The 17957-nt window shown below is 63.5% G+C and carries 20 protein-coding genes; 9 read left to right on the plus strand and 11 right to left on the minus strand.

Annotation, left to right across the window (positions count from 1 at the left end; genetic code table 11):
* The first annotated feature begins 102 nt into the window (after positions 1–102).
* Positions 103–1263 (plus strand): zinc-binding dehydrogenase, encoded by a 1161-nt coding sequence (locus AC3FOF_RS00705; RefSeq protein ID WP_488725522.1) that lies wholly within the window; start codon positions 103–105, stop codon positions 1261–1263.
* Here AC3FOF_RS00705 and AC3FOF_RS00710 read toward each other — a convergent pair whose 3' ends face one another.
* Positions 1264–1518 carry a hypothetical protein gene (locus tag AC3FOF_RS00710; protein ID WP_276266229.1) on the minus strand — a complete coding sequence of 85 codons (255 nt, stop codon included), beginning with the start codon at positions 1516–1518 and terminating at the stop codon, positions 1264–1266.
* Positions 1519–1919: 401 nt separating this feature from the next.
* On the opposite strand from AC3FOF_RS00710, the gene AC3FOF_RS00715 reads away from it, so the two are divergent.
* From AC3FOF_RS00715 to AC3FOF_RS00725, 3 genes are all read left to right on the plus strand, one after another.
* Entirely contained in the window at positions 1920–2195 is a 276-nt protein-coding gene (locus tag AC3FOF_RS00715) for a hypothetical protein (protein ID WP_017228558.1), read from the plus strand.
* 391 nt (positions 2196–2586) lie between these two features.
* On the plus strand, positions 2587–2985 hold the full coding sequence (locus tag AC3FOF_RS00720; RefSeq protein ID WP_017228559.1) for a hypothetical protein: 399 nt from the start codon (positions 2587–2589) through the stop codon (positions 2983–2985).
* Positions 2986–3188: 203 nt separating this feature from the next.
* The gene (locus tag AC3FOF_RS00725) at positions 3189–3833 is read left to right on the plus strand and encodes a glycine zipper 2TM domain-containing protein (protein WP_276266231.1); all 645 of its coding nucleotides are present in this window, start codon (positions 3189–3191) and stop codon (positions 3831–3833) included.
* A gap of 360 nt (positions 3834–4193) precedes the next feature.
* Here AC3FOF_RS00725 and AC3FOF_RS00730 read toward each other — a convergent pair whose 3' ends face one another.
* The 4 genes from AC3FOF_RS00730 to AC3FOF_RS00745 form a co-directional block, all read right to left on the minus strand.
* Positions 4194–4841, minus strand: a complete 648-nt coding sequence (locus tag AC3FOF_RS00730) for a glutathione S-transferase family protein (protein WP_017228562.1) — start codon at positions 4839–4841, stop codon at positions 4194–4196.
* A gap of 99 nt (positions 4842–4940) precedes the next feature.
* Complete coding sequence (locus tag AC3FOF_RS00735) at positions 4941–5588, minus strand: HAD family hydrolase (RefSeq protein WP_488725523.1); 648 nt, start codon at positions 5586–5588, stop codon at positions 4941–4943.
* A 16-nt stretch (positions 5589–5604) separates the two neighbouring features.
* A complete protein-coding gene (locus AC3FOF_RS00740) occupies positions 5605–6153 on the minus strand; it encodes a DUF6817 domain-containing protein (RefSeq protein WP_488725524.1) in 549 nt (182 codons plus the stop codon).
* A 387-nt stretch (positions 6154–6540) separates the two neighbouring features.
* Positions 6541–7056, minus strand: a complete 516-nt coding sequence (locus tag AC3FOF_RS00745) for a hypothetical protein (RefSeq protein ID WP_488725525.1) — start codon at positions 7054–7056, stop codon at positions 6541–6543.
* 318 nt (positions 7057–7374) lie between these two features.
* Between AC3FOF_RS00745 and AC3FOF_RS00750 the strand changes: the two genes are divergently transcribed.
* From AC3FOF_RS00750 to AC3FOF_RS00765, 4 genes are all read left to right on the plus strand, one after another.
* Positions 7375–9741 carry a HAMP domain-containing protein gene (locus AC3FOF_RS00750; RefSeq protein ID WP_488725526.1) on the plus strand — a complete coding sequence of 789 codons (2367 nt, stop codon included), beginning with the start codon at positions 7375–7377 and terminating at the stop codon, positions 9739–9741.
* A gap of 34 nt (positions 9742–9775) precedes the next feature.
* The gene (locus AC3FOF_RS00755) at positions 9776–10504 is read left to right on the plus strand and encodes a methyl-accepting chemotaxis protein (RefSeq protein WP_488725678.1); all 729 of its coding nucleotides are present in this window, start codon (positions 9776–9778) and stop codon (positions 10502–10504) included.
* Positions 10505–10572: 68 nt separating this feature from the next.
* Positions 10573–11112, plus strand: a complete 540-nt coding sequence (locus AC3FOF_RS00760; RefSeq protein ID WP_276264370.1) for a hypothetical protein — start codon at positions 10573–10575, stop codon at positions 11110–11112.
* 22 nt (positions 11113–11134) lie between these two features.
* On the plus strand, positions 11135–11500 hold the full coding sequence (locus AC3FOF_RS00765) for a response regulator (RefSeq protein ID WP_035813973.1): 366 nt from the start codon (positions 11135–11137) through the stop codon (positions 11498–11500).
* 226 nt (positions 11501–11726) lie between these two features.
* Here the strand turns inward: AC3FOF_RS00765 and AC3FOF_RS00770 are convergent, their stop codons facing one another.
* Positions 11727–12428, minus strand: a complete 702-nt coding sequence (locus tag AC3FOF_RS00770; RefSeq protein WP_017228570.1) for a hypothetical protein — start codon at positions 12426–12428, stop codon at positions 11727–11729.
* A gap of 84 nt (positions 12429–12512) precedes the next feature.
* A complete protein-coding gene (locus AC3FOF_RS00775) occupies positions 12513–13277 on the minus strand; it encodes a hypothetical protein (RefSeq protein ID WP_276264372.1) in 765 nt (254 codons plus the stop codon).
* A 715-nt stretch (positions 13278–13992) separates the two neighbouring features.
* Here AC3FOF_RS00775 and AC3FOF_RS00780 point away from each other — a divergent pair.
* Entirely contained in the window at positions 13993–14487 is a 495-nt protein-coding gene (locus tag AC3FOF_RS00780) for a GNAT family N-acetyltransferase (protein ID WP_276264373.1), read from the plus strand.
* A gap of 72 nt (positions 14488–14559) precedes the next feature.
* Here the strand turns inward: AC3FOF_RS00780 and AC3FOF_RS00785 are convergent, their stop codons facing one another.
* The 4 genes from AC3FOF_RS00785 to AC3FOF_RS00800 form a co-directional block, all read right to left on the minus strand.
* Positions 14560–14727 (minus strand): DUF2199 domain-containing protein, encoded by a 168-nt coding sequence (locus tag AC3FOF_RS00785; protein ID WP_017228573.1) that lies wholly within the window; start codon positions 14725–14727, stop codon positions 14560–14562.
* 88 nt (positions 14728–14815) lie between these two features.
* Complete coding sequence (locus AC3FOF_RS00790; protein WP_488725527.1) at positions 14816–15166, minus strand: DUF1428 domain-containing protein; 351 nt, start codon at positions 15164–15166, stop codon at positions 14816–14818.
* Positions 15167–15435: 269 nt separating this feature from the next.
* On the minus strand, positions 15436–15858 hold the full coding sequence (locus AC3FOF_RS00795; RefSeq protein WP_488725528.1) for a hypothetical protein: 423 nt from the start codon (positions 15856–15858) through the stop codon (positions 15436–15438).
* A gap of 806 nt (positions 15859–16664) precedes the next feature.
* Entirely contained in the window at positions 16665–17816 is a 1152-nt protein-coding gene (locus tag AC3FOF_RS00800; RefSeq protein WP_488725529.1) for a 50S ribosomal protein L11 methyltransferase, read from the minus strand.
* Between the last annotated feature and the right edge of the window lie 141 nt (positions 17817–17957).

Here is a 17957-nt window from a genome sequence, read left to right on the forward strand (position 1 = left end):
ACATTGCTCGCTGCTGGCAGGCCGCGCTTGTCCCTTGCCGGCCAGATCCCGCGGCGCCGGTGCCACCGGCCCGCCGCATGCCAAACGACCCAGGAGACCCAAATGAGCATCGACAGCACACGCACTGCACTGCAACTTCGTTCGCTGATCAAGCGCAGCGGCGAACTGGAACTGTCGCTCGCCAGCGTCGATGTTCCCCGGCCGGGCGCCAACGAAGTGCTCGTTCGCATCGAAGCCGCTCCGCTCAACCCGTCCGACCTCGGGCTGCTGTTCGGCGCCGCCGACATGAGCACGGCGAAGGGCAGCGGGACGGCCGAACGTCCTGTGGTCACCGCACGCGTTCCCGACGGCGCGATGAAGAGCATGGCGGGCCGGCTGGACGTATCCATGCCGGTCGGCAACGAAGGCGCCGGCGTGGTGGTCGAGGCCGGCGCGTCCGCGGCGGCGCAGGCGCTGCTGGGCAAGACGGTGGCGGTGATCGGCGGCGCGATGTACTCGCAATACCGGTGCCTCCCGGTGGACCAGTGCCTGGCCCTGCCGGACGGCGCCACGCCTGCCGAAGGCGCCTCGTCATTCGTCAATCCGCTCACCGCGCTGGGCATGGTCGAAACCATGCGCCGCGAGGGACATACCGCCCTGGTGCACACCGCCGCGGCGTCCAACCTGGGCCAGATGCTCAACAAGATCTGCCTCAAGGATGGCATCGGCCTGGTGAACATCGTGCGCAAGCAGGAGCAGGCGGACCTGCTCAAGGCACAGGGTGCCATCCACGTATGCAACGCGGCCTCGCCCACGTTCATGCAGGATCTCACCGAGGCCGTCGCCGCCACCGGCGCGACGATCGCCTTCGACGCCACCGGCGGCGGCAAGCTGGCAGGACAGATCCTGTCCTGCATGGAGGCGGCGCTGAGCAGGAAAGGCGGCGAGTACAGCCGCTATGGCTCGACCACGCACAAGCAGGTCTACCTCTACGGGGGGCTGGACACGTCCTCGACCGAGTTCAGCCGCAACTTCGGCATGGCCTGGGGAATGGGCGGCTGGCTGCTGTTTTCCTTCTTGCAGAAGATCGGGGCCGAGTCGGCGAACGTGCTCAAGCAGCGTGTGGTCGCGGAGTTGAAGACGACGTTCGCCAGCCACTATTCGCAGGAGATATCGCTGGCCGAGGCGCTGGATCCTGACGTGATCGCCATCTACAACAAGCGCGCGACAGGGGAGAAGTTCCTGATCAACCCGGGCAAGGGGCTGGCAGGCGACCGCGGCTGACTATTGTGACTCTTTATGTACAGCGCGCTTGGTAGCGTAATAGCCCTCGCGTGCCTTGCTTGCTACATCGTGGGCCACGGCCTTGGCGGCCTGGCCGATGCCGTGACCCGCGTCCCGTGCCAGTTCACCGGTTCTTTTGGCGGCATGCACGGTGGCTTCCTTGACGTCATGCGCTGCCTCGTGGACGTCGGCCCTGGCCAGCGGGCAGAGCGTCAACGCGAACAAGGCAGCCAATATGCGCTTCTGATTTTGCACGAAGGTTGTTCCTGTGAATGGCCCCGCAAGCCGCCGAGCGGATGCATGAGCATGATGCTGTCCGGGGCCGCTTGCTCATGGACAATATTGTAGGCGGTATGAGCTGCGGCTCAGGAGCGGGGCGCATCGCCGGATCCGCAGTGCGATGAAGCCGACATTCCGATTCAGACTGTTGACGGGAAGGCAAAGGGAGCCGCGCGGTGCCCCGCGTTGATTCCCCTTACGCACCTGGCGGGCATTACAAATACTTACAACGCAAGTGGCCCGCTCCAACTATGCTCGCCGAGCCCCAAACCTGCGGCATGCGGGGGCGGGCTCGTCACGAGCGGGATCTGTGCCTTCGGGGCTCTCCATTCGTCTCTACCCTCTATTTCGAACAACATGGAACGCAGGAGAATCGTATGAACAGGATCCGCTTGTTCCCCCTCATGGCAAGCGCCATCCTGGCCGCTACCTCGGTAGCCGCGCACGCGCAGTATGTTCGCGGCGGCATGGGCGAAGAAGTCCGGATCGGATACGATTTCGGCGACCATCCCGACAATCGCATGCCCGATCGCAACGGCCTCAATGCAGCAGGACGCGACAAGGGGCGGGCGCGCGCCGAAGGTCGGCACCAAAGGCGCGCCGGCAATCCGCATCGGCAAGCGCCTACCCTCCGAGGCAAACAACTGCCGTAGCGGATGACAGGATTGTCCCCGCTTGCCATCGACCCGCCCACGCGCGTGGCGATGGATGCGGGACGGGTTGTTCGAGCGCTTCCCTGTCGCGTAGCGGCGCGGCACTGTCCCGGTCCGCCGGACTCGACGCCGGCTCGCGTGTTCTGCCGATCAACACAGAGGGCGCGAAGGCGCTTTCGGTCTACCAGCAACCGGTCGGCGAGCCGGCGCAATCCGTGCTGGCGCGTCGGGCAGCGCGGCGACAGCGGTCGACAATGTTCGTTTGCCGGTTGCAGAACTTACGGATTGTCACGAGTTGAGGGTCAACGGGCGCTGCGAGGCGCCCGTTTTTGCATGTAAGCGCGGCGTATTGCCGAGCCGATGATCTCAAGAATCTTATGGAGTCCCAGTCATGAAAAAGCTCTTCGTTGCTCTCGCTTCCGCTGCACTCGTCACGACCGTATTCGCCCAGACCGGTGCCCCCGCTTCCGCTGCGCATCCGCAAGCCGAGGCGGCCAAAAGCCAGGTAAAGGCCGACAAGGACAAGATGGGCGCACCGGCGGATGCCGGCAAGGCAGCTGCCGCGGCACCGGCAGCCAGTGGGAAGGCAATGCCGGCCAAGGATGCGCACGGCAAGCCGGCCAAGGCGCATGTGAAGGCAAAGGAAAAGCACGTCGCGCACGCAACGGCCAGCAAGACGAAAGTCGAGGCAAGCAATGACGCGAACAAGGCGCAGGCCAAGGCCGATGCGCCGGCCGTCTCGGCTAAGGCCACGGCCAATGCAAACGTCGACAAGGCCAGCAAGCAATAAGCAATAAGCAATAAGAAACGATCCATAAGCGGCTCCCGCATGACGGACGGGAGGGCAAGTTGCTCGGCCGCAGGCCATGGCGACAACGCTCGAGCGCGGGAGCCTTGCGGAGAGGCTGGTTGGCCGACAGGCAAGCTGGGTCTCTCCGCTTTTTAGAAAACTGTAATTCGCAGACCAAGCGCGGCATCTTCACGGAGATCGAGATGGAAAACACGAGCCAGCAATCGAATCGCCTGCATCCGCTGATTGCCACCGCGGCAGGTGCGGTGATCGTCGCCAGCCTCGTCGGCGTGGCCGCGATGACGGGCATGCTGCCCGCGGTTCACGGCAGCGACGCGACACCTCTGGCGCAGCGGGCCGTCCCCACCCAGATGGCAGCCACTACGGCGCCCGCTTACAGCACGACCCAAGCGGCAGCACCGGCCGTCGTCCGGCCGCGCATCCATACGGTCTCTCATATCACCCATGTCGAGCGTGCCTACTCGCCCGACTGGCAACAGCATGTCGCCTTCAACGGCAATGTCGGCACGGTCGAATCCATCACGCCGGTTACCCAGCCAGGCCAGGCCAGCGGGCTGGGCGCGGTGGGCGGCGCGGTGGCTGGCGGCCTGCTCGGGCACCAGATCGGCGGGGGCAGGGGCCGGACCGTGGCAACCGTCCTGGGCGCGCTTGGCGGCGGGGTCGCGGGCAATATGGTGGAGCAGCGTGTGCGCAGCGACACCGACTACCAGGTGCGTGTCCGCATGGAAGATGGCTCCAGCCGGGTGGTCACCTACCATCAGCAGCCCGATGTCGGGGTAGGCCAGCGGGTGCGGGTTGAGCACGGCGGAATCACGGGTAGCGTCTGAGATTGCGGACTGCCATGCAGAGCGCGCTCTGACGATTTCCTGAGCGACGCTTCCTTCGATGTGTAGAGCGTGCAGGGGCTTGCCGGGGACGTTTGGTGGTGTCCTGGGAGCCCCGCTGTCTGAATGGGTATCCACACCTTGGCCAGGCGCTTCCGGTTAGCCTCAATCGTTGCGCCAATGCTCAGCGAGCCCTTTGGCGACTTTCCTGAAGGCCGCGTCCGTTGCCAGGTCCAGCATCTGGTCGATCACCAGCTCGGCGTCCTTTCGCGAGAGTCCCGCTCCGTTATCAGGTAGTTTTCTACCGTATTGTGTCTCGCTATACATCGGTGTCGCCCGCCGCCTCGAGCTGGCTTGGTTGGCTCAATAGTCCAGCCGCCCACGCAACTCGTCGAACGGAACCATCACGTGCTGGCGATAGGCCGGACGTTGCCTGAGCCGCTCGTACCACGCCTGCACATTGGGCAGGTCGGGGCGTTCGATTTCCAGTTCGAAGTATCGATAGAGGTTGGTCCCGGCGGGGATGTCCGCCAGCGTCAGGCTGTCGCCGGCGAGGAATGGACGGTCCGAAAGAACGCGGTCCAGAAGCTGGAAGTGCTGCGCGCACTGTTCGATGCTCTTGTTGAGGCGGCTCCAGTCCCGCAAGGCCGGGGGCGTTCGATAGAAGCCCCAGAACACACCGGTCAGGAAGGCTGGCTGCAGGGTGGTCTGGGACCAGTCCATCCAGCGGTCCGCGTTGGAGCGCTGGCCTGCATCTTCAACCCAGAAGCCCGGGCTGCCGTAGGTGGCGGCGAGGTATCTGAGGATGCTGTGGGATTCCCAGATGACAGTGCCGTTGTCGTCGATGACGGGGACTTTGCCATGCGGGTTCATTGCCAGGAATTCAGGCGTTCCGTTGACACCGAAGCTGCCCCCGGCGGGGATATGCTGGTGGGGGAGGTTGAGTTCGCCGATCAGCCACAGGACTTTTTGTACATTGAAGGAGCTGCGGCGGCCCCAGACTTTCAGCATAGGTTTGTCTCCTGAGATTCGAAGTCTGCATGTATTCATGATTCTAGAACGGACCAGTCAAGCAGCAGCTTCCGTGCCATGAAAAGCATCATGGCTCCGTCACAAGCGACTCAGAAGTTCAGGGAGAGAGGAAAGGTCAGCGATGGTATGCGGCGGGGTCGGAAAGTGTCCCTGGCTGGACTGAATCGCCGCCCAAGGCCCACGGACCAAAAACACCGCAGCCATCCCAGCCTTTCGGGCCGGCTCAACATCGTTGTCGAGCCTGTCTCCGACGTAGGCAATCTCGTTCGGCGCAAGGCCGTTCGTGGAGGCAATCACGCGCTCAAAGAAAGCAGCGTCGGGCTTTTCCACACCCCACGAAGCCGACGAGGCGATGATGTCAGCCGGCACGCCGAGGGAGCGCAAGGCGCCTTCCACCTCGATCGGCTGATTGCCCGCGATGCCAATCAGAATCCCGGCTTCGCGCAAAAGATGCAGGCAGGGAAGAACGTCGGGGTAAAGATCCTGTGGCGTGACCGAGTATCGGTCTCCGGTCGCATCCCGCTCATGGCGCAGAGTCGCGAAATCCACGCCCGGCCGGAGCAGTTCGAACACGGAGCGATGATGATGGCCGCGCTCGATGACGGCGCCGAGCGCGGCGAAGAAACAAAGCCTTGAAACGCCCAGGTAGTCGGCCCAAGCGCCCCAGTCTCGGCTTTCGTCGACCAGGGTCTCGCCAACATCGAAGAATACCGCCTTGATTGCCATGATCCTGTCCTGCGCGTTAGCCAGCCAGCGCGGCGCGATAGGCTGCCACCGCGCCATCGGAGAGAAATGCCCGCCGCGATTCAAAGGCATCCAGCCAGAATTGAACCACGCTCTGGGGAACCCCCTTCTGGTTGGCCGCCTGCTCGACAATATTCGCCGCTTCGATCTCCAGCAGCGCCGCGTAGGTTTCGCCTTTGATAGCGATCTGGTGCCCACTCGCCGGGATGACAACATGAAACGGGCTGGAGATCGGGACGTGGTAGAGCCTTCTCCGGTCGGCAATGCCGAAGAGGTAGGCCAGGTTTTCAGCCTGCGTTCCCAGCAGGGCGAAAATCGTGCCGCGGCTGGAAAGAGGTAGCGCTTTGGTGGCGAATTCTTCTGTACCGTAGATGCTATGGAAGCCGCCGGCCAGCGAGATAAAGTCGGGATTGCCCCAGGCGCGGAGTAGTTCGTAGGTGCCGACGAGATGCTCGGTTAGCGGACGGCCGTGGTGATTGATGGCGTCCGTGCCGAGTTCGGAGAGTGCGCGCCGCAGGGTGTCGACGTTGGAGATATCGCTTTTCATTCTGTGCACCAGACCTTATTTCAACGCCTGTGGCCGAGCGGAGACGTTCGCTCCTATGTCGGCGGCAATGCTCCTCTTCATTTCTTTCACCGTCAATGAAGGGGAGCAGTCGGGCGCAAGACTCAATGGCGAGAATCGGGCGCACGATTGGAGCACGGCACCGTCTGGCCCCGAATTGACATCGCCAACCGGGTAGCCGACTATCCTCCAGTCACTGCAATCAAGGGTAATCGGGCGTGGGAACCCGCAAAGTCACAGACGAATGGCCGCCGGTTCGCGGCTCGACTTTCGGATGAGATCGCTATGTCTTCTTCCCTCGCTCGCCCTCTCCCGCAGGGCGGGAGAGGGGAGACAATCGGGAAACCACCCAGCCAGGGCAAAATCCACTCACCCCAACGGCAGCAGTTCCCGGAACGCTCCCTCGATATGCGCCACCAGCGACGGACTGGCCATATCCCCCAGCACCACAAGGAATTCTTCAAACGCCGCTTCAACAGCAGCCCGGTCCGTCGCTTCCACCAGCCGCGCCCGAATCGGATGATCCGCCGTGCCGAACGTGCGCGCCATCACATCCATCAGGTACATCCTGGCCGCCGCGAGCGAGCGCTTCCGCGTGGCATCGGCGGGCGCCGGTGAATCAAGCTGCGCGTCCCCGGCTGGCTTGCGATGCGTCGCGTCCATGTGTCCGGCGGCGACCTTGATCAGTCCGTCTTCCAGCAGTTGCGTGACCGCACTTGCATCCAGCCCCAGTTGCCCGGCCCGGCTGACCATGTCCTGCACGCTGGTCCGGCCATCCACCATGATCAGCAGCGCGCGGCTGCGCCGGCAGAGGGTCCCGGCGCGCTGTCCGAGTGCCGCGCGGCCTGCCTCCGTTTTCTCCAGCAACCCAACCAGACTTTCCATCGCTCGCCCTCCCCAAGGGTGGCGCAGAGGCTAGCGGCCAGAGGTGACAGCGGCATGTCAGTACCTTGCGGCCACCGTAAGCGCCAGCCGATTCAACGCGGAGAAACTGCGAGAAGAACAGGCAAAACAGAACAGTTGAGCACTTATGAACCCCTCTTTCGAGGGGCGGCACACATTTTGGCCCACGCACGCTTGCGTCATCTCGCAGTCACACTCGTGCCGCAATAATCCTGTCGCACCACTACTCGTTCCGTTTAAAACGGGCAATTTTTCCCCTATTCCGGGGCTTGAAATACTTGCTGACAGGGGCTTGGATCAATGACCATCCGTCATCGCATTACGCTATTGGTTGTCCTGATGTTCGTGGCCTTGCTGGCGATTGGCGGTTATGCCGTCTACCAGACCCGGGCCGGTGCATCGGAGGTCAGGGAGGTGACGGAGGGCGTGGTGCCCAGCGCGCTGGCTTCGGCCGACGTGGTGTCGCTGGTCAAGGATGTGCAGCTGGCGACGATGGCGCTGGTGTACGCGCCGGATGGCAATCTGGTGACGCAGGCCCAGGAGGAACTGAAGGCCAGGGAGGCGGCCCTGCGCGAGGCGCTGGCGCGTCAGTCGAAGAGCGCGAACAGCCATGCGCAGAAGGGCTTGCTGACGCAGGCCGGGGAGAGCCTGGAGAACTATTTCGGGGCGATCCATGAAACGGCGGAGATGAAGGCCGCCGGCCGCAACGATATTGCGCAAGCCTTCCTGTTTGCCAATGTGGCCCGGTATCGCGACGAGATGGAGAAGATCGTCGAGACGCTGCGCGTCGAGAAGAACCGGGAGAAGGACCAGGCCATCACCGGCCTGAACGGCAAGCTGGCGACGACGACCACCGCCATCGGCGTGGTCAGCGGCATCGCCGTCATCGTGCTGACGATCGTCGGCGCGCTGCTGTACCGGCAGATCACCCGTCCGCTGACGCGCATGCAGGCGATGATGAGCGAGATTGCCGCCAGCCAGGATTTCACGCGCCGCGTGCCGGTGGGGCGGATGGACGAGATCGGCCATTCCATCGTGGCGTTCAACCAGATGATCGAGAAGATCCAGGAGAACGCCGCGCTGCTGCGCCAGAAGACGGCCGATATCCAGGCGATCCTGCAGAACATGCAGCAGGGCATCCTGACCGTGGTCGAAGGCGCGGTGGTGCATCCGGAATACTCGGTGTACCTGGAGGAGATCTTCGAGACCACCGATATCGCGGGGCGCGATTTCATGGAGCTGGTCTTCGCGGACACGGATCTGGGCGCGGACAGCCTGTCGCAGATCGAAGCCGCCGTCGGGGCCTGCCTGGGGCAGGATGCGATGAACTTCGTGTTCAACCAGCATCTGCTGGCCGGCGAGGTGTCCAGGCGCATGCCGGACGGCCGTTTGAAGGTGCTCGACCTGAGCTGGTCGGCCATCACCGACGACAACGACACCGTGACGCGGCTGATGCTGTGCGTGCGCGACGTGACCCAGCTGCGCCAGCTGGCGGCGGAAGCCAGCGAGCAAAGGCGCAGCCTGGAGATCATCGGGGAAATCCTGGCGGTCAGCCAGGAGAAGTTCCACAAGTTCATCGAGAGTTCGACCGGCTTTGTCCATGAGAACGAGCGCATCATCCGCCAGTACTCGGAGGCGGATAGCGCTGCCGTTGCCGCGCTGTTCCGCAATATGCACACCATCAAGGGCAATGCGCGCACCTACAACCTGCAGCACCTGACCAACGTGGTGCACGAGACGGAGCAGCGCTATGCCTCGCTGCGCCAGTCGGATGACGATAGCCGTGCCTGGGACCAGGCCGGCCTGATGGAGGAACTGGCGCGCGTGCGGGAGGCGATCGAGCGCTACGCCAGCATCAACGAGGTCAGCCTTGGCCGCAAGGGCCCCGGCCATGGCGCCGGCGCGGCAGCGCTGATGATGGCCGGCAAGGAAAAGATCCGCGAAAGCCTGCGGCTGCTCGAAGCGGCGAATCCCGCCAATCTGCACGACCTGGTGTCGATGCGCGACGCGGTGCGCCAGACGCTGAGCCTGCTCGGCACCGAGAGCTTCGGCGAGGCGCTTTCCGGTGTGCTGGCGTCGCTGCCTTCGCTGGCGAGCGAACTGGGCAAGGCAACGCCTGTCGTGCGCATCGACGACAACGGCTATCGCCTGCGCGATGAGGCCGTTGCCGTACTGGAGAACGTGTTCACGCACCTGTTGCGCAATGCCATGGATCACGGCATCGAACACGCCGAGGTGCGCAACGCACAGGGCAAGCCGGGCGCCGGCAACATCGATATCGAAGTCGGTGTCGACCAGGGCTCGCTGCAGATCACCCTCAGCGATGACGGCCGCGGCCTGGCCCTTGGCCGGATCCGGGACATCGCCGTCGAGCGGGGATGGATCGGCGTCGGCGACGTGCTTGCCGACGAGGAAATCGCGCAGCTTATCTTCCGTCCCGGCTTCTCGACTGCGGAAACCGTCACGGCGGTGTCGGGGCGCGGGGTGGGCATGGACGCCGTGCACGCGTTCCTGATGCGCGAGAACGGCAGCATCGCGCTGCGCTTTACCGACGATCGCAAGGGCGCGGAATTCCGCCAGTTCCAGACCATCGTCTGCCTGCCGGACTCGTTGGCCGTGGACAGCGTGGGCATGCAGGCCGAAGCGCCAGCCATGACCAATATCTGATGCGGATCAAGAAGGATTGTTTGCGATGGGACAGATGGGACAGATTGGGCAGTATCTCGTAGCGGCCCTCGCCGGCGGCGCCGTGACCGCCGCGCTGGCGCGGCTGGCGCACAGGTCTTACAGCGCGAAGGCGATGGCCTTGCTGCGATCCGACATGGAGGCCCGGCTCGAGGCGCTCGGCAAGGTCAATGCAGGCCAGACCGAGCGCCTCGAGCAGGGCGAGCAGGAAAAGCGCGCGCTGGAAGCGGTAATCCAGCAGCTGCGCGGCGATGCGGCAAAACAGTCGGAGGCCGCCGACGATGCTCGCGCGGCGCTCAAGGCGGCGCGGGCGGAACGGGACCAATGGGCCGGCCAGGCCAGGATGATCGCCGGCGAAGCGGCGCGGCTGCGGGGTCTGGCATCCACGTTCGAGCGCTGGCATGAGCAGATGATCTCGCTGATGGAGCGCAACCAGACCATGCATGTGCAGAACCAGGAGCTGGCTTCCATCGTCAGGCATGTGGTGATCGTCTCCCTCAATGCGTCGATCGAGGCGGCTCGCGCGGGCACGGTCGGGCGCGGCTTTGCGGTGGTGGCGGGGGAGGTCAGGACGCTCGCCGCGCGGTCGGAGGCATTGTCGAAGAGCTATAGCGACAGCCTGCACAAGAACGACCTGACGACGACGGCCACGTTCCAGGATATCCAGGCGGGCGGCAAGATGATCACCGCGTCGCTTAGCAGCGTCGAGGCGCTTGCCAACCAGTTCCAGGCGCAGCTGCATTGAGCAATCGGCAATCGGCAATTGGGCAAACCTCGGGCAAACCTCGGGCAAACCAGACATCGGGCATCGACGTGATCAGTTCTCGCGCGCAGGACAGTTTCGAACGCATCTTTTTCCGGGCGGCGCAGTCCCGGCTGACCGTGCAGGCGGACGACGCCTGCGTTGTTTCACCGGCCCGGCATGTGTGGGAGAGCGATGCGGCGGATGCCGAAGTCGTCGTCCTCACCATCTCGTCCGTGGTCTTCCGCTTGCTGCTGGTGCTGCATTTCGAGGATGACGAAGCCACGCGTGCGTATTTCATGCGGGATGGCGCGCAGGGCGCGTTGCGGGAGGCCTTCGTGGAAACCGGCAATCTTTGCTGCGGGGCCGTCAACCAGGATTTGCTGCGGCATTTCCCCGACCTGGGGATGTCGACGCCGTATGTGCTGAGCGCGCACTGCGTTTCGCACCTTGAGGATTTGAAGCCGGACTATCGCGCTTCGTACACCGTCTCGATCAACGCATCCGTGCAGCTCGGCGCAACGGTATGCGTGTTTACGAGTGCGCCGCTCGACTTCGTTGCAGACACAGAAGCTGTCGAGGAGAGCGGCGGGGAGCTGGAGCTGTTCTGACCAAAAAAACAGGGGAAGAAAAGTGGCAAAGATTCTTGTTGTGGATGACTCGGGCACCGTGCGTGATGAAGTGGCGGGCTTCCTGAGGAAGAACGGCCTGGACGTGGACACCGCCGTGGACGGCAAGGACGGTCTGGCCAAGATGAAGGCGAATGCCGGCATCCGGCTGGTCATCAGCGATGTCAATATGCCCAATATGGACGGCCTGACCATGGTCGAGAAAATTCGCGGAGAGCTCGCGAACAAGACCGTCAACATCGTCATGCTGACGACGGAAAGCAGCCCGGCCATGAAGGACCGGGGCAGGGCGGCCGGCGTCAAGGGCTGGATCGTCAAGCCGTTCAAGGGCGATGCCGTGCTGGAGACCTTCCGGAAGCTGGCGGGCTAAGCCGTGTTAGGAAAGGGTCTTTAATCAGGGGGCGGCGTTGGTGGGGCGTAAGGGGGTAGTTTTTTGGGGCTTACAGCCGCGCCAGCAGCTAGAAGCCCCAAAAGAACCCCTTTCACGCAGATCTGCATCAGCAGCTACGAGGCCCCAGAAAACTGCACTTCACGAGCCAGGTCGAATACAGCCTTTCGGGGTGGACACAGCAGACCGACGCCGTCCACGCATACAGCTACGCAACAAGACTGTTGGCGTTTCCCGACTCAACCGCCACAATGAATTCCCCCCGCTTGTCCCCCAGCTTGTCGATCACACTCTGCCTGATCGCCGGGTAGAGCCGTTCGTTGATCACCCCCGACAGCAGCGCAATGCGGATCTCGCTCTTCAACGCGGCGACGTCGAACTCCTGCACGAGCGGATCCACGATATCTTCCTCCGTGGCGAAGATCACGCACACGATGTCGACGGCCGATCCGCCGTCGCCAAAGCTGACCTGCAGGTTCAGCTCGTGATCCGTGCTGCTGAACCGCTGGAGCACCTCGCGGGCCCTGGCGTCATCGGGCAGGCTGTTCAGCGTATCGATGGTGTTGCGCACCAGGCCAACGTTCTGTGGGGACTCCACCTTGGACATTTCCGCCAGCACGATCTCCCGCGGGTTGAACTGCAGGCCCGGCGGCACATACCGCGAGAAGCGCATCCGCGTGACCTGCCAGGTCAGGTTGCTGAGCGTGTCGCCGTAGCGCTTGTACCACGCGGCGCTTTCCGCGAAGCGCGAGATCTGCTTGTCCGCCGCCAGTTGGGCCAGCAGGTTGGAGTTGAGCAGATCCTGCCGGGCTTGCGCCGGGACATCGTGCGCGAAGGTCACCAGGTTTCCGGCATCCACGTTACCCGCGGCCTCTGGCAGGTTGCGTTGCGTTTCAATGGGGTAGGGCATGGTAGGGATCCTTGCGTCGGAATACGGCCACCGCTCTCGCGATGGCCGTGGCTGGAGTCGGCTTGCTCAGGTCAGGAGGCCACTTCAGATCTCGATGTCCTTGATGTACTGGGAGGCACGATCGCCCAGCTTGTTGATCACCTCCTGACGTACCCGGCCATAGACGTCTTCGTTCAGCACCGCCTTCTGGGCGCTCTGGAACAGCTGGACGGATCGGCTTTCCCAGGTGAACCACAGGAAGCGCGTCACATGCCGCTGCGATTTGAATTCCATCGCCGCCAGCGCCATGACCACCTGGCCGTCGTCTTCGCCGACCGGGAAGATCTGGAAAGTGCCCAGGTTTTCCGGGAAGCTTTGCTGGTCGAACAGGACGAGCGGCCCTTCATTGCCGGGGTTGGTCTTCAGCGATTCAAGCGTGACGCGCACGATTTCCAGTTCCTTGCCCGTGGCCACGGCGCTCAGGATGGCCAGCACCGCGTCGGATAGCACCAGCGAGCTGCCGGATGGGGTGTATTGCCTGTAGGCGAAGGCCGGCACCACCCAGCCCACTTGTGCCAGCACCGAGACATAGAAGTCATACCACTGGCGCGTCTGGTTGTAGCGGTCGAATTTCTTGTTGGCGGCAAGCTGCGCCAGCAGGGTGGAGTTCAGCACGTCGCTCTTGTGCTGCGCGGTCAGCCCCGACACGAAGGACACCAGGCTGCCGGCATTGACGGCAGCGCCCGCGGTGTCGTCCTGGAACGCCGCCGCGCGCGGGTTGTACACCGACTGCAGCCGCGCCTCCGGCGCAGGCAACTCGATAGCGCGGATATAGCTCTTGATTTGCTCAGTGACTTGAGACTTTTCCATGAGATCCACCATTCAGTTAAGACTGCAGGTTTGATGACGATTAACGTCACTACAGATCCGGCGCGAGTATGCCGGGGTGAAAAATGCAAGGATGCTGATGACGCCAGGGGAAATGCCTCGCGCGTTCAGGGCGCAGCGAGCGGGTCCGCCTGAAAAAAGGAGCCCGTGTCCGTGCTCCGGCCTGCCTGGAAACAGGCGGCGCGGATGCGCGGCAAAGGCAAGATCTTGAGCTTTGTTGCTGAGCAGGTGTCTCTGGATAAATGGTGAAAAATGCCTGAATTGCAGTGAATTCAAGGATGTCCGTATTTCCGCTTCATGAAAGGAAATACGGACATCTCCGGGTCACGTTCCGGCGATTTTTCATGCTGCTCGTCGGCAGGTGTGACTAGCCTAGGTGGCTGACGCGTGCCGGTCAAAGGGTTTTGCGTTGATAAATTTGAATATCTGATTTGAATATCTGATTTGCAGCGCTGGCGTGGGTCAACCGACATGCATTGGCCGCTCGGGATCCAGTTTGCGATCCGTATGCGCCTGCGCAGGCAACGGAAATGCAGCCAGGAGCCATCCCGGCGAGACGCTACCTTGCCTTCGTGGATCCACCGGTTGGCAGGGTAAGAATATCGAACTGGAATCACACACGGCGAGACCCCGGCCGCCCCTGCGCATAGTGGCTGGCGGTTTAGAATTGGTAGCGGTTAGTCACGCCCAGACTCTTATGCTCACCATTCGCACCCTTACTCCCGATTCAGCAAGCGATGCAGCGCAGGTTTTGCGGGTCTTTATGGAGGCCCCTTCGTACTCTCATTTGGTCGAGGGGCGCGCGCCTTCGAATGCCGACGTCGATGATTTTTTCAACAGTATGCCCGCGGGGAAGGAAGCAGCCGACAAATTCACGATTGGACTTTGTGTTGGTACAGACATGGTGGGTTGCGCCGATGTGATTCGAGCCTATCCGACCAGCGACTGTGCATTCATCGGATTGCTGATCTTCTCTGAAGCACATCAGAGTCGGGGTTACGGACGGACCGCATTGCGTTTGATTGAGGAGATGACGCGAGGCTGGGGTTGCACGATGATTCGGCTGGCTGTGATTTCCACGAATCCGCGTGCGTTCGCGTTCTGGCAGCGGGAGGGCTTCGACATCCTATATCGCACAAGCAATCCGAGATTCACTGGTGACGTCATCGTGATGGCGCGAGCCATACGGTAGCGGCCCTCAGGGTACGGACGCCCGCAATAATGGATGCGGTTCACGCACCTGAATCGCATTGGGTGCAAGTAGTCAACACGGCCTTGCCGCGACGCTTACCAGCGAGCTGTGCCCGGTGCCGAAATCGTCGATGGCGCAGTCGTCGCTGCCGAGGTCGCAGCGGCTTTCGCGCTCTGGCGCAGGGACGACGTAATAGGAAAAAGGCGCATCGGTGCCCAGGCTGGGCATGCCCTCGTGCATCTCGCCACACGAGGCGCCAAGGCCGGGTCCGGTCTGCGTCCCGAAGGAGGCGCATCGGACCCGTGGTGCCGGCCGGCGGCCTGTCCGGCTACGTGTTCACGATCATCTCGAAGCCGCCGAAGATCATCCGCTTGCCGTCGAAGGGCATCTCTCCCTGGTTCTGCAAGCGGGGATCGGCCATGGCGGCCTTCATCCCCTCGTCGCGGACCTTGCGCGACGGCCAGGTGATCCAGGAAAAGACCGCGGTCTCGTCCTTCTCAAGTTTGACCGCCATCGGGAATGAGGTGAGCTTGCCTTCGGGCACGTCGTCGCCCCAGCACTCGACGAGGGACAGCGCGCCATGTTCCTTGAACACCACCGCGGCAGCCTCGGAGAACTTGCGGTAGGTTTCCCGGTTGGCCGTCGGCACGGGGACGACAAATCCATCGATGTAATGCATGTCCGATCTCCTTTGTGATTCTCTGCAGAATAGGCGGACACAACGCGCGCCGCCATTGAGACGACGAACCGCGGGCGTCAATATCGACACATCGCGGGAGGAATTTTTGGAATAGCAGCGCGGAGGCGGATTCCTGGTAGTGAACTACCACACCTGGCCCGGACGGGAGCGGTGGCGATTCTTGCCCTACCCAGGGCAAGCGGGGCCATCGCGGGCGCAGGCGTCAGCCGCCAACGCCCGCCATGCCGCCAGTCTCGGCGGCAATCCGTTCAGGAGTGGCGCGGGGAGGTGTCGGTCTTCGGATGCGCATCCGCATCGAGGGCCTTCTCCGCATCATCACCGGTGCTCCCCTTGTAATACAGGTGAACGCCGATCGCCAGCGAGTCATGGCGGATTTCCTGGAACGCCTTCCAGGCCTTCACGGGATCCTTGAACGCGAGATAGTGCGCTTCCTGCGAGATCAGCGTGGCGACCTCGTGCAGGCCGTGGCCGTGCAGCGTGCTGACCAGCGTGTCGAGGCTGCGGTGCGTGCGCGCGTCGGTACGCGGGTACAGCATATGCAGCACGGCAACGCGCTGCTCGGCCACCAGTGCCGACAAGGCGACGACGATCTGCTGGTGGTTGAGCGCGCTGACGATGCTGTCGGGGGCGCCTTCATGCTTCGGGAACAGTGCTTCGATGGTGGAGCTCATGGGTTTGCTTCCTTTCCTGCTGACTTGAGTAAAAGAGCACCGGGGGGCGCTTGGGCACGTGGCTCGCCAGTGGCGTGAAATCCTGCTTGCCGATGGCGGAGCGCAACATGATCACTGTCCTTCCAGAGGGATAACGCCGCATCCCGGCCTTGCGTCGACAGCCTGGCACGGCATGGTCTCCACTCCGATCTCCAGTTTCCGATCCTGGCATCCATGTGGCTGGAGCCGGATCGGGCATGGCGAAGCATGAATTTACTCCTGTGGCACGCACAAGGGGAAACCCTGATACGGCAACAGGTTTTCCGGCTTGCCAGGCAACCCTGTCCAGACCAGCGCTGGCGCGTCTCGTGGCGCCTCATGCCGTTCACCGCAATGCATTGATACCGTATATGCAATAGTGCCGGGACTGAACGGGGCCAGCACATATCGGCGGCGTGATAAATACCTGTTTTGTCGGCGACATCGCCGCCGCCGATCCGCAGCATCGACAGGTGGGGCAGCGGGACCTGGAAGAAACCGGAATCCGGCGCATTGGGCACGGGCAGTTCGGTCAGGCGCGGGGCCTTGGCGGCGAAGCGGGCGATCTCGCCCTGCTCCTCCATGATGGTGCCGGCATGCTGGATCAGCGAAGCATTGTGGTCCGCCGGCTCTGCACAGCCTCGCGCACAATGCCTAGTAGCGGATGGAGGTGGTTTCGCACAGAAACCACGCATCCTGATCCAGCTTGCGCGGCATGTTGTCCGGGCCGTGATCCGGTTCGCTCATTGCTGCATTGCTGCAGCGAATGAAGGCGATGCAGTGAACGCCTAGCGTATCGCCAGCCGCCACAACGAAGTCACCTCGGCCGAGCGCGCCGCATGCAGCGCGTCGGTCTGGTCGGCGGCCTTCGGGTGGTGCGGCTTGACCTCCAGGCGTCCCAACACCTTCAGCCCGCCTTCCCCGATCCAGCCCAGCAGCGCTTCGCGCGTGCGCAGGCCCAGGTGCTCGGCCAGGTCGGACAGCAACAGCCAGCCTTCGCCCTTCGGTTCCAGATGCTCGGCCAGCCCGGCGAGGAAGCCCTTGAGCATCTGGCTGTCGGGGTCGTACACGGCGCGCTCGATCGGCGAGTTGGGGCGTGCGGGCACCCAGGGCGGGTTGCAGACCACCAGCGGGGCGCGGCCCGCAGGGAAGAGGTCGGCTTCGGTCACTTCCACCTGGTCGTCCATGCCGAGGCGGCGGATATTCTCGCTGGCGCAGGCCAGCGCGCGCGGGTCCTGGTCGGTGGCGATCACGCGCTTGACGCCGCGCTGGGCCAGCAGGGCGGCCAGCACGCCGGTGCCGGTGCCGATGTCGAAGGCCAGGCTGGCGGCGCCGGCGGGCAGCTGCGCCTTGGCCACCAGGTCGATGTATTCGCCGCGCACCGGGGAGAACACGCCGTAGTAGGGGTGGATGCGGTCGCCCAGGGCGGGGATCTCCACGCCCTTCTTGCGCCATTCGTGGGCGCCGATCAGGCCGAGCAGTTCGCGCATGGATGCCACGTAGGGCGCGTCGGCCTCGCCGTAGGCTTCCAGGCAGGCTTCGCGGGTGTCGGGTGCGCGGCGCAGCGGCACCAGGTGGTCGGCGTCGAAGGGCAGCAGCAGCATGGCCAGGGTGCGGGCGCGCTGGGACTGGGCCTGGCGGTGCAGGTGGAAGGCTTCGGTGGGCGTGGGCTTCACCAGGGGCGCTTTGCCGGCCTTGGGTGCCTTCTTGGGCTTGTCGGCGCGGCGGGCCAGGGCCTGCAGCAGCTGGCGGGCGTTCTGGAAGTCGCCGCGCCAGAGCATGGCGGTGCCTTCGCAGGCGAGGCGGTAGGCGGTGTCGGCGCTGGTGGTGTCGTCAGCGATGACCACGCGCTTGGGCGGGGGCATGCCGGCCTCGGAGCGCCAGTCCGCGCTGCGTTCTTCGCCGTTTTCGGTCCAGTGGAGGGTGGCTTGCGTGGTCATTGGCAGGCCTCCGGGTGGCTGGACTGGGTAGCGAGAGCCTGAAGATTGGGCAGGAGGGTGAAGCAGTTGTTGATCATGTTGTCTTTCTGGCCGGGTAGGGTGGCCAATGAAGTCGGCCAGTCGACTCTGGCGAGTCTGGCC

It is taken from the genome of Cupriavidus sp. 96C5-1 (genome assembly GCF_057798855.1).

Coding starts and splice junctions, on each gene's coding strand:
- AC3FOF_RS00725 (WP_276266231.1), top strand. CDS start 3,189: ATGGAAAACACGAGCCAGCAATCGAATCGCCTGCATCCGCTGATTGCC.
- AC3FOF_RS00740 (WP_488725524.1), bottom strand. CDS start 6,153: ATGAAAAGCGATATCTCCAACGTCGACACCCTGCGGCGCGCACTCTCC.
- AC3FOF_RS00795 (WP_488725528.1), bottom strand. CDS start 15,858: ATGAGCTCCACCATCGAAGCACTGTTCCCGAAGCATGAAGGCGCCCCC.
- AC3FOF_RS00715 (WP_017228558.1), top strand. CDS start 1,920: ATGAACAGGATCCGCTTGTTCCCCCTCATGGCAAGCGCCATCCTGGCC.
- AC3FOF_RS00745 (WP_488725525.1), bottom strand. CDS start 7,056: ATGGAAAGTCTGGTTGGGTTGCTGGAGAAAACGGAGGCAGGCCGCGCG.
- AC3FOF_RS00720 (WP_017228559.1), top strand. CDS start 2,587: ATGAAAAAGCTCTTCGTTGCTCTCGCTTCCGCTGCACTCGTCACGACC.
- AC3FOF_RS00730 (WP_017228562.1), bottom strand. CDS start 4,841: ATGCTGAAAGTCTGGGGCCGCCGCAGCTCCTTCAATGTACAAAAAGTC.
- AC3FOF_RS00750 (WP_488725526.1), top strand. CDS start 7,375: ATGACCATCCGTCATCGCATTACGCTATTGGTTGTCCTGATGTTCGTG.
- AC3FOF_RS00780 (WP_276264373.1), top strand. CDS start 13,993: ATGCTCACCATTCGCACCCTTACTCCCGATTCAGCAAGCGATGCAGCG.
- AC3FOF_RS00735 (WP_488725523.1), bottom strand. CDS start 5,588: ATGGCAATCAAGGCGGTATTCTTCGATGTTGGCGAGACCCTGGTCGAC.
- AC3FOF_RS00770 (WP_017228570.1), bottom strand. CDS start 12,428: ATGCCCTACCCCATTGAAACGCAACGCAACCTGCCAGAGGCCGCGGGT.
- AC3FOF_RS00755 (WP_488725678.1), top strand. CDS start 9,776: ATGGGACAGATTGGGCAGTATCTCGTAGCGGCCCTCGCCGGCGGCGCC.
- AC3FOF_RS00790 (WP_488725527.1), bottom strand. CDS start 15,166: ATGCATTACATCGATGGATTTGTCGTCCCCGTGCCGACGGCCAACCGG.
- AC3FOF_RS00775 (WP_276264372.1), bottom strand. CDS start 13,277: ATGGAAAAGTCTCAAGTCACTGAGCAAATCAAGAGCTATATCCGCGCT.
- AC3FOF_RS00800 (WP_488725529.1), bottom strand. CDS start 17,816: ATGACCACGCAAGCCACCCTCCACTGGACCGAAAACGGCGAAGAACGC.
- AC3FOF_RS00785 (WP_017228573.1), bottom strand. CDS start 14,727: ATGCACGAGGGCATGCCCAGCCTGGGCACCGATGCGCCTTTTTCCTAT.
- AC3FOF_RS00705 (WP_488725522.1), top strand. CDS start 103: ATGAGCATCGACAGCACACGCACTGCACTGCAACTTCGTTCGCTGATC.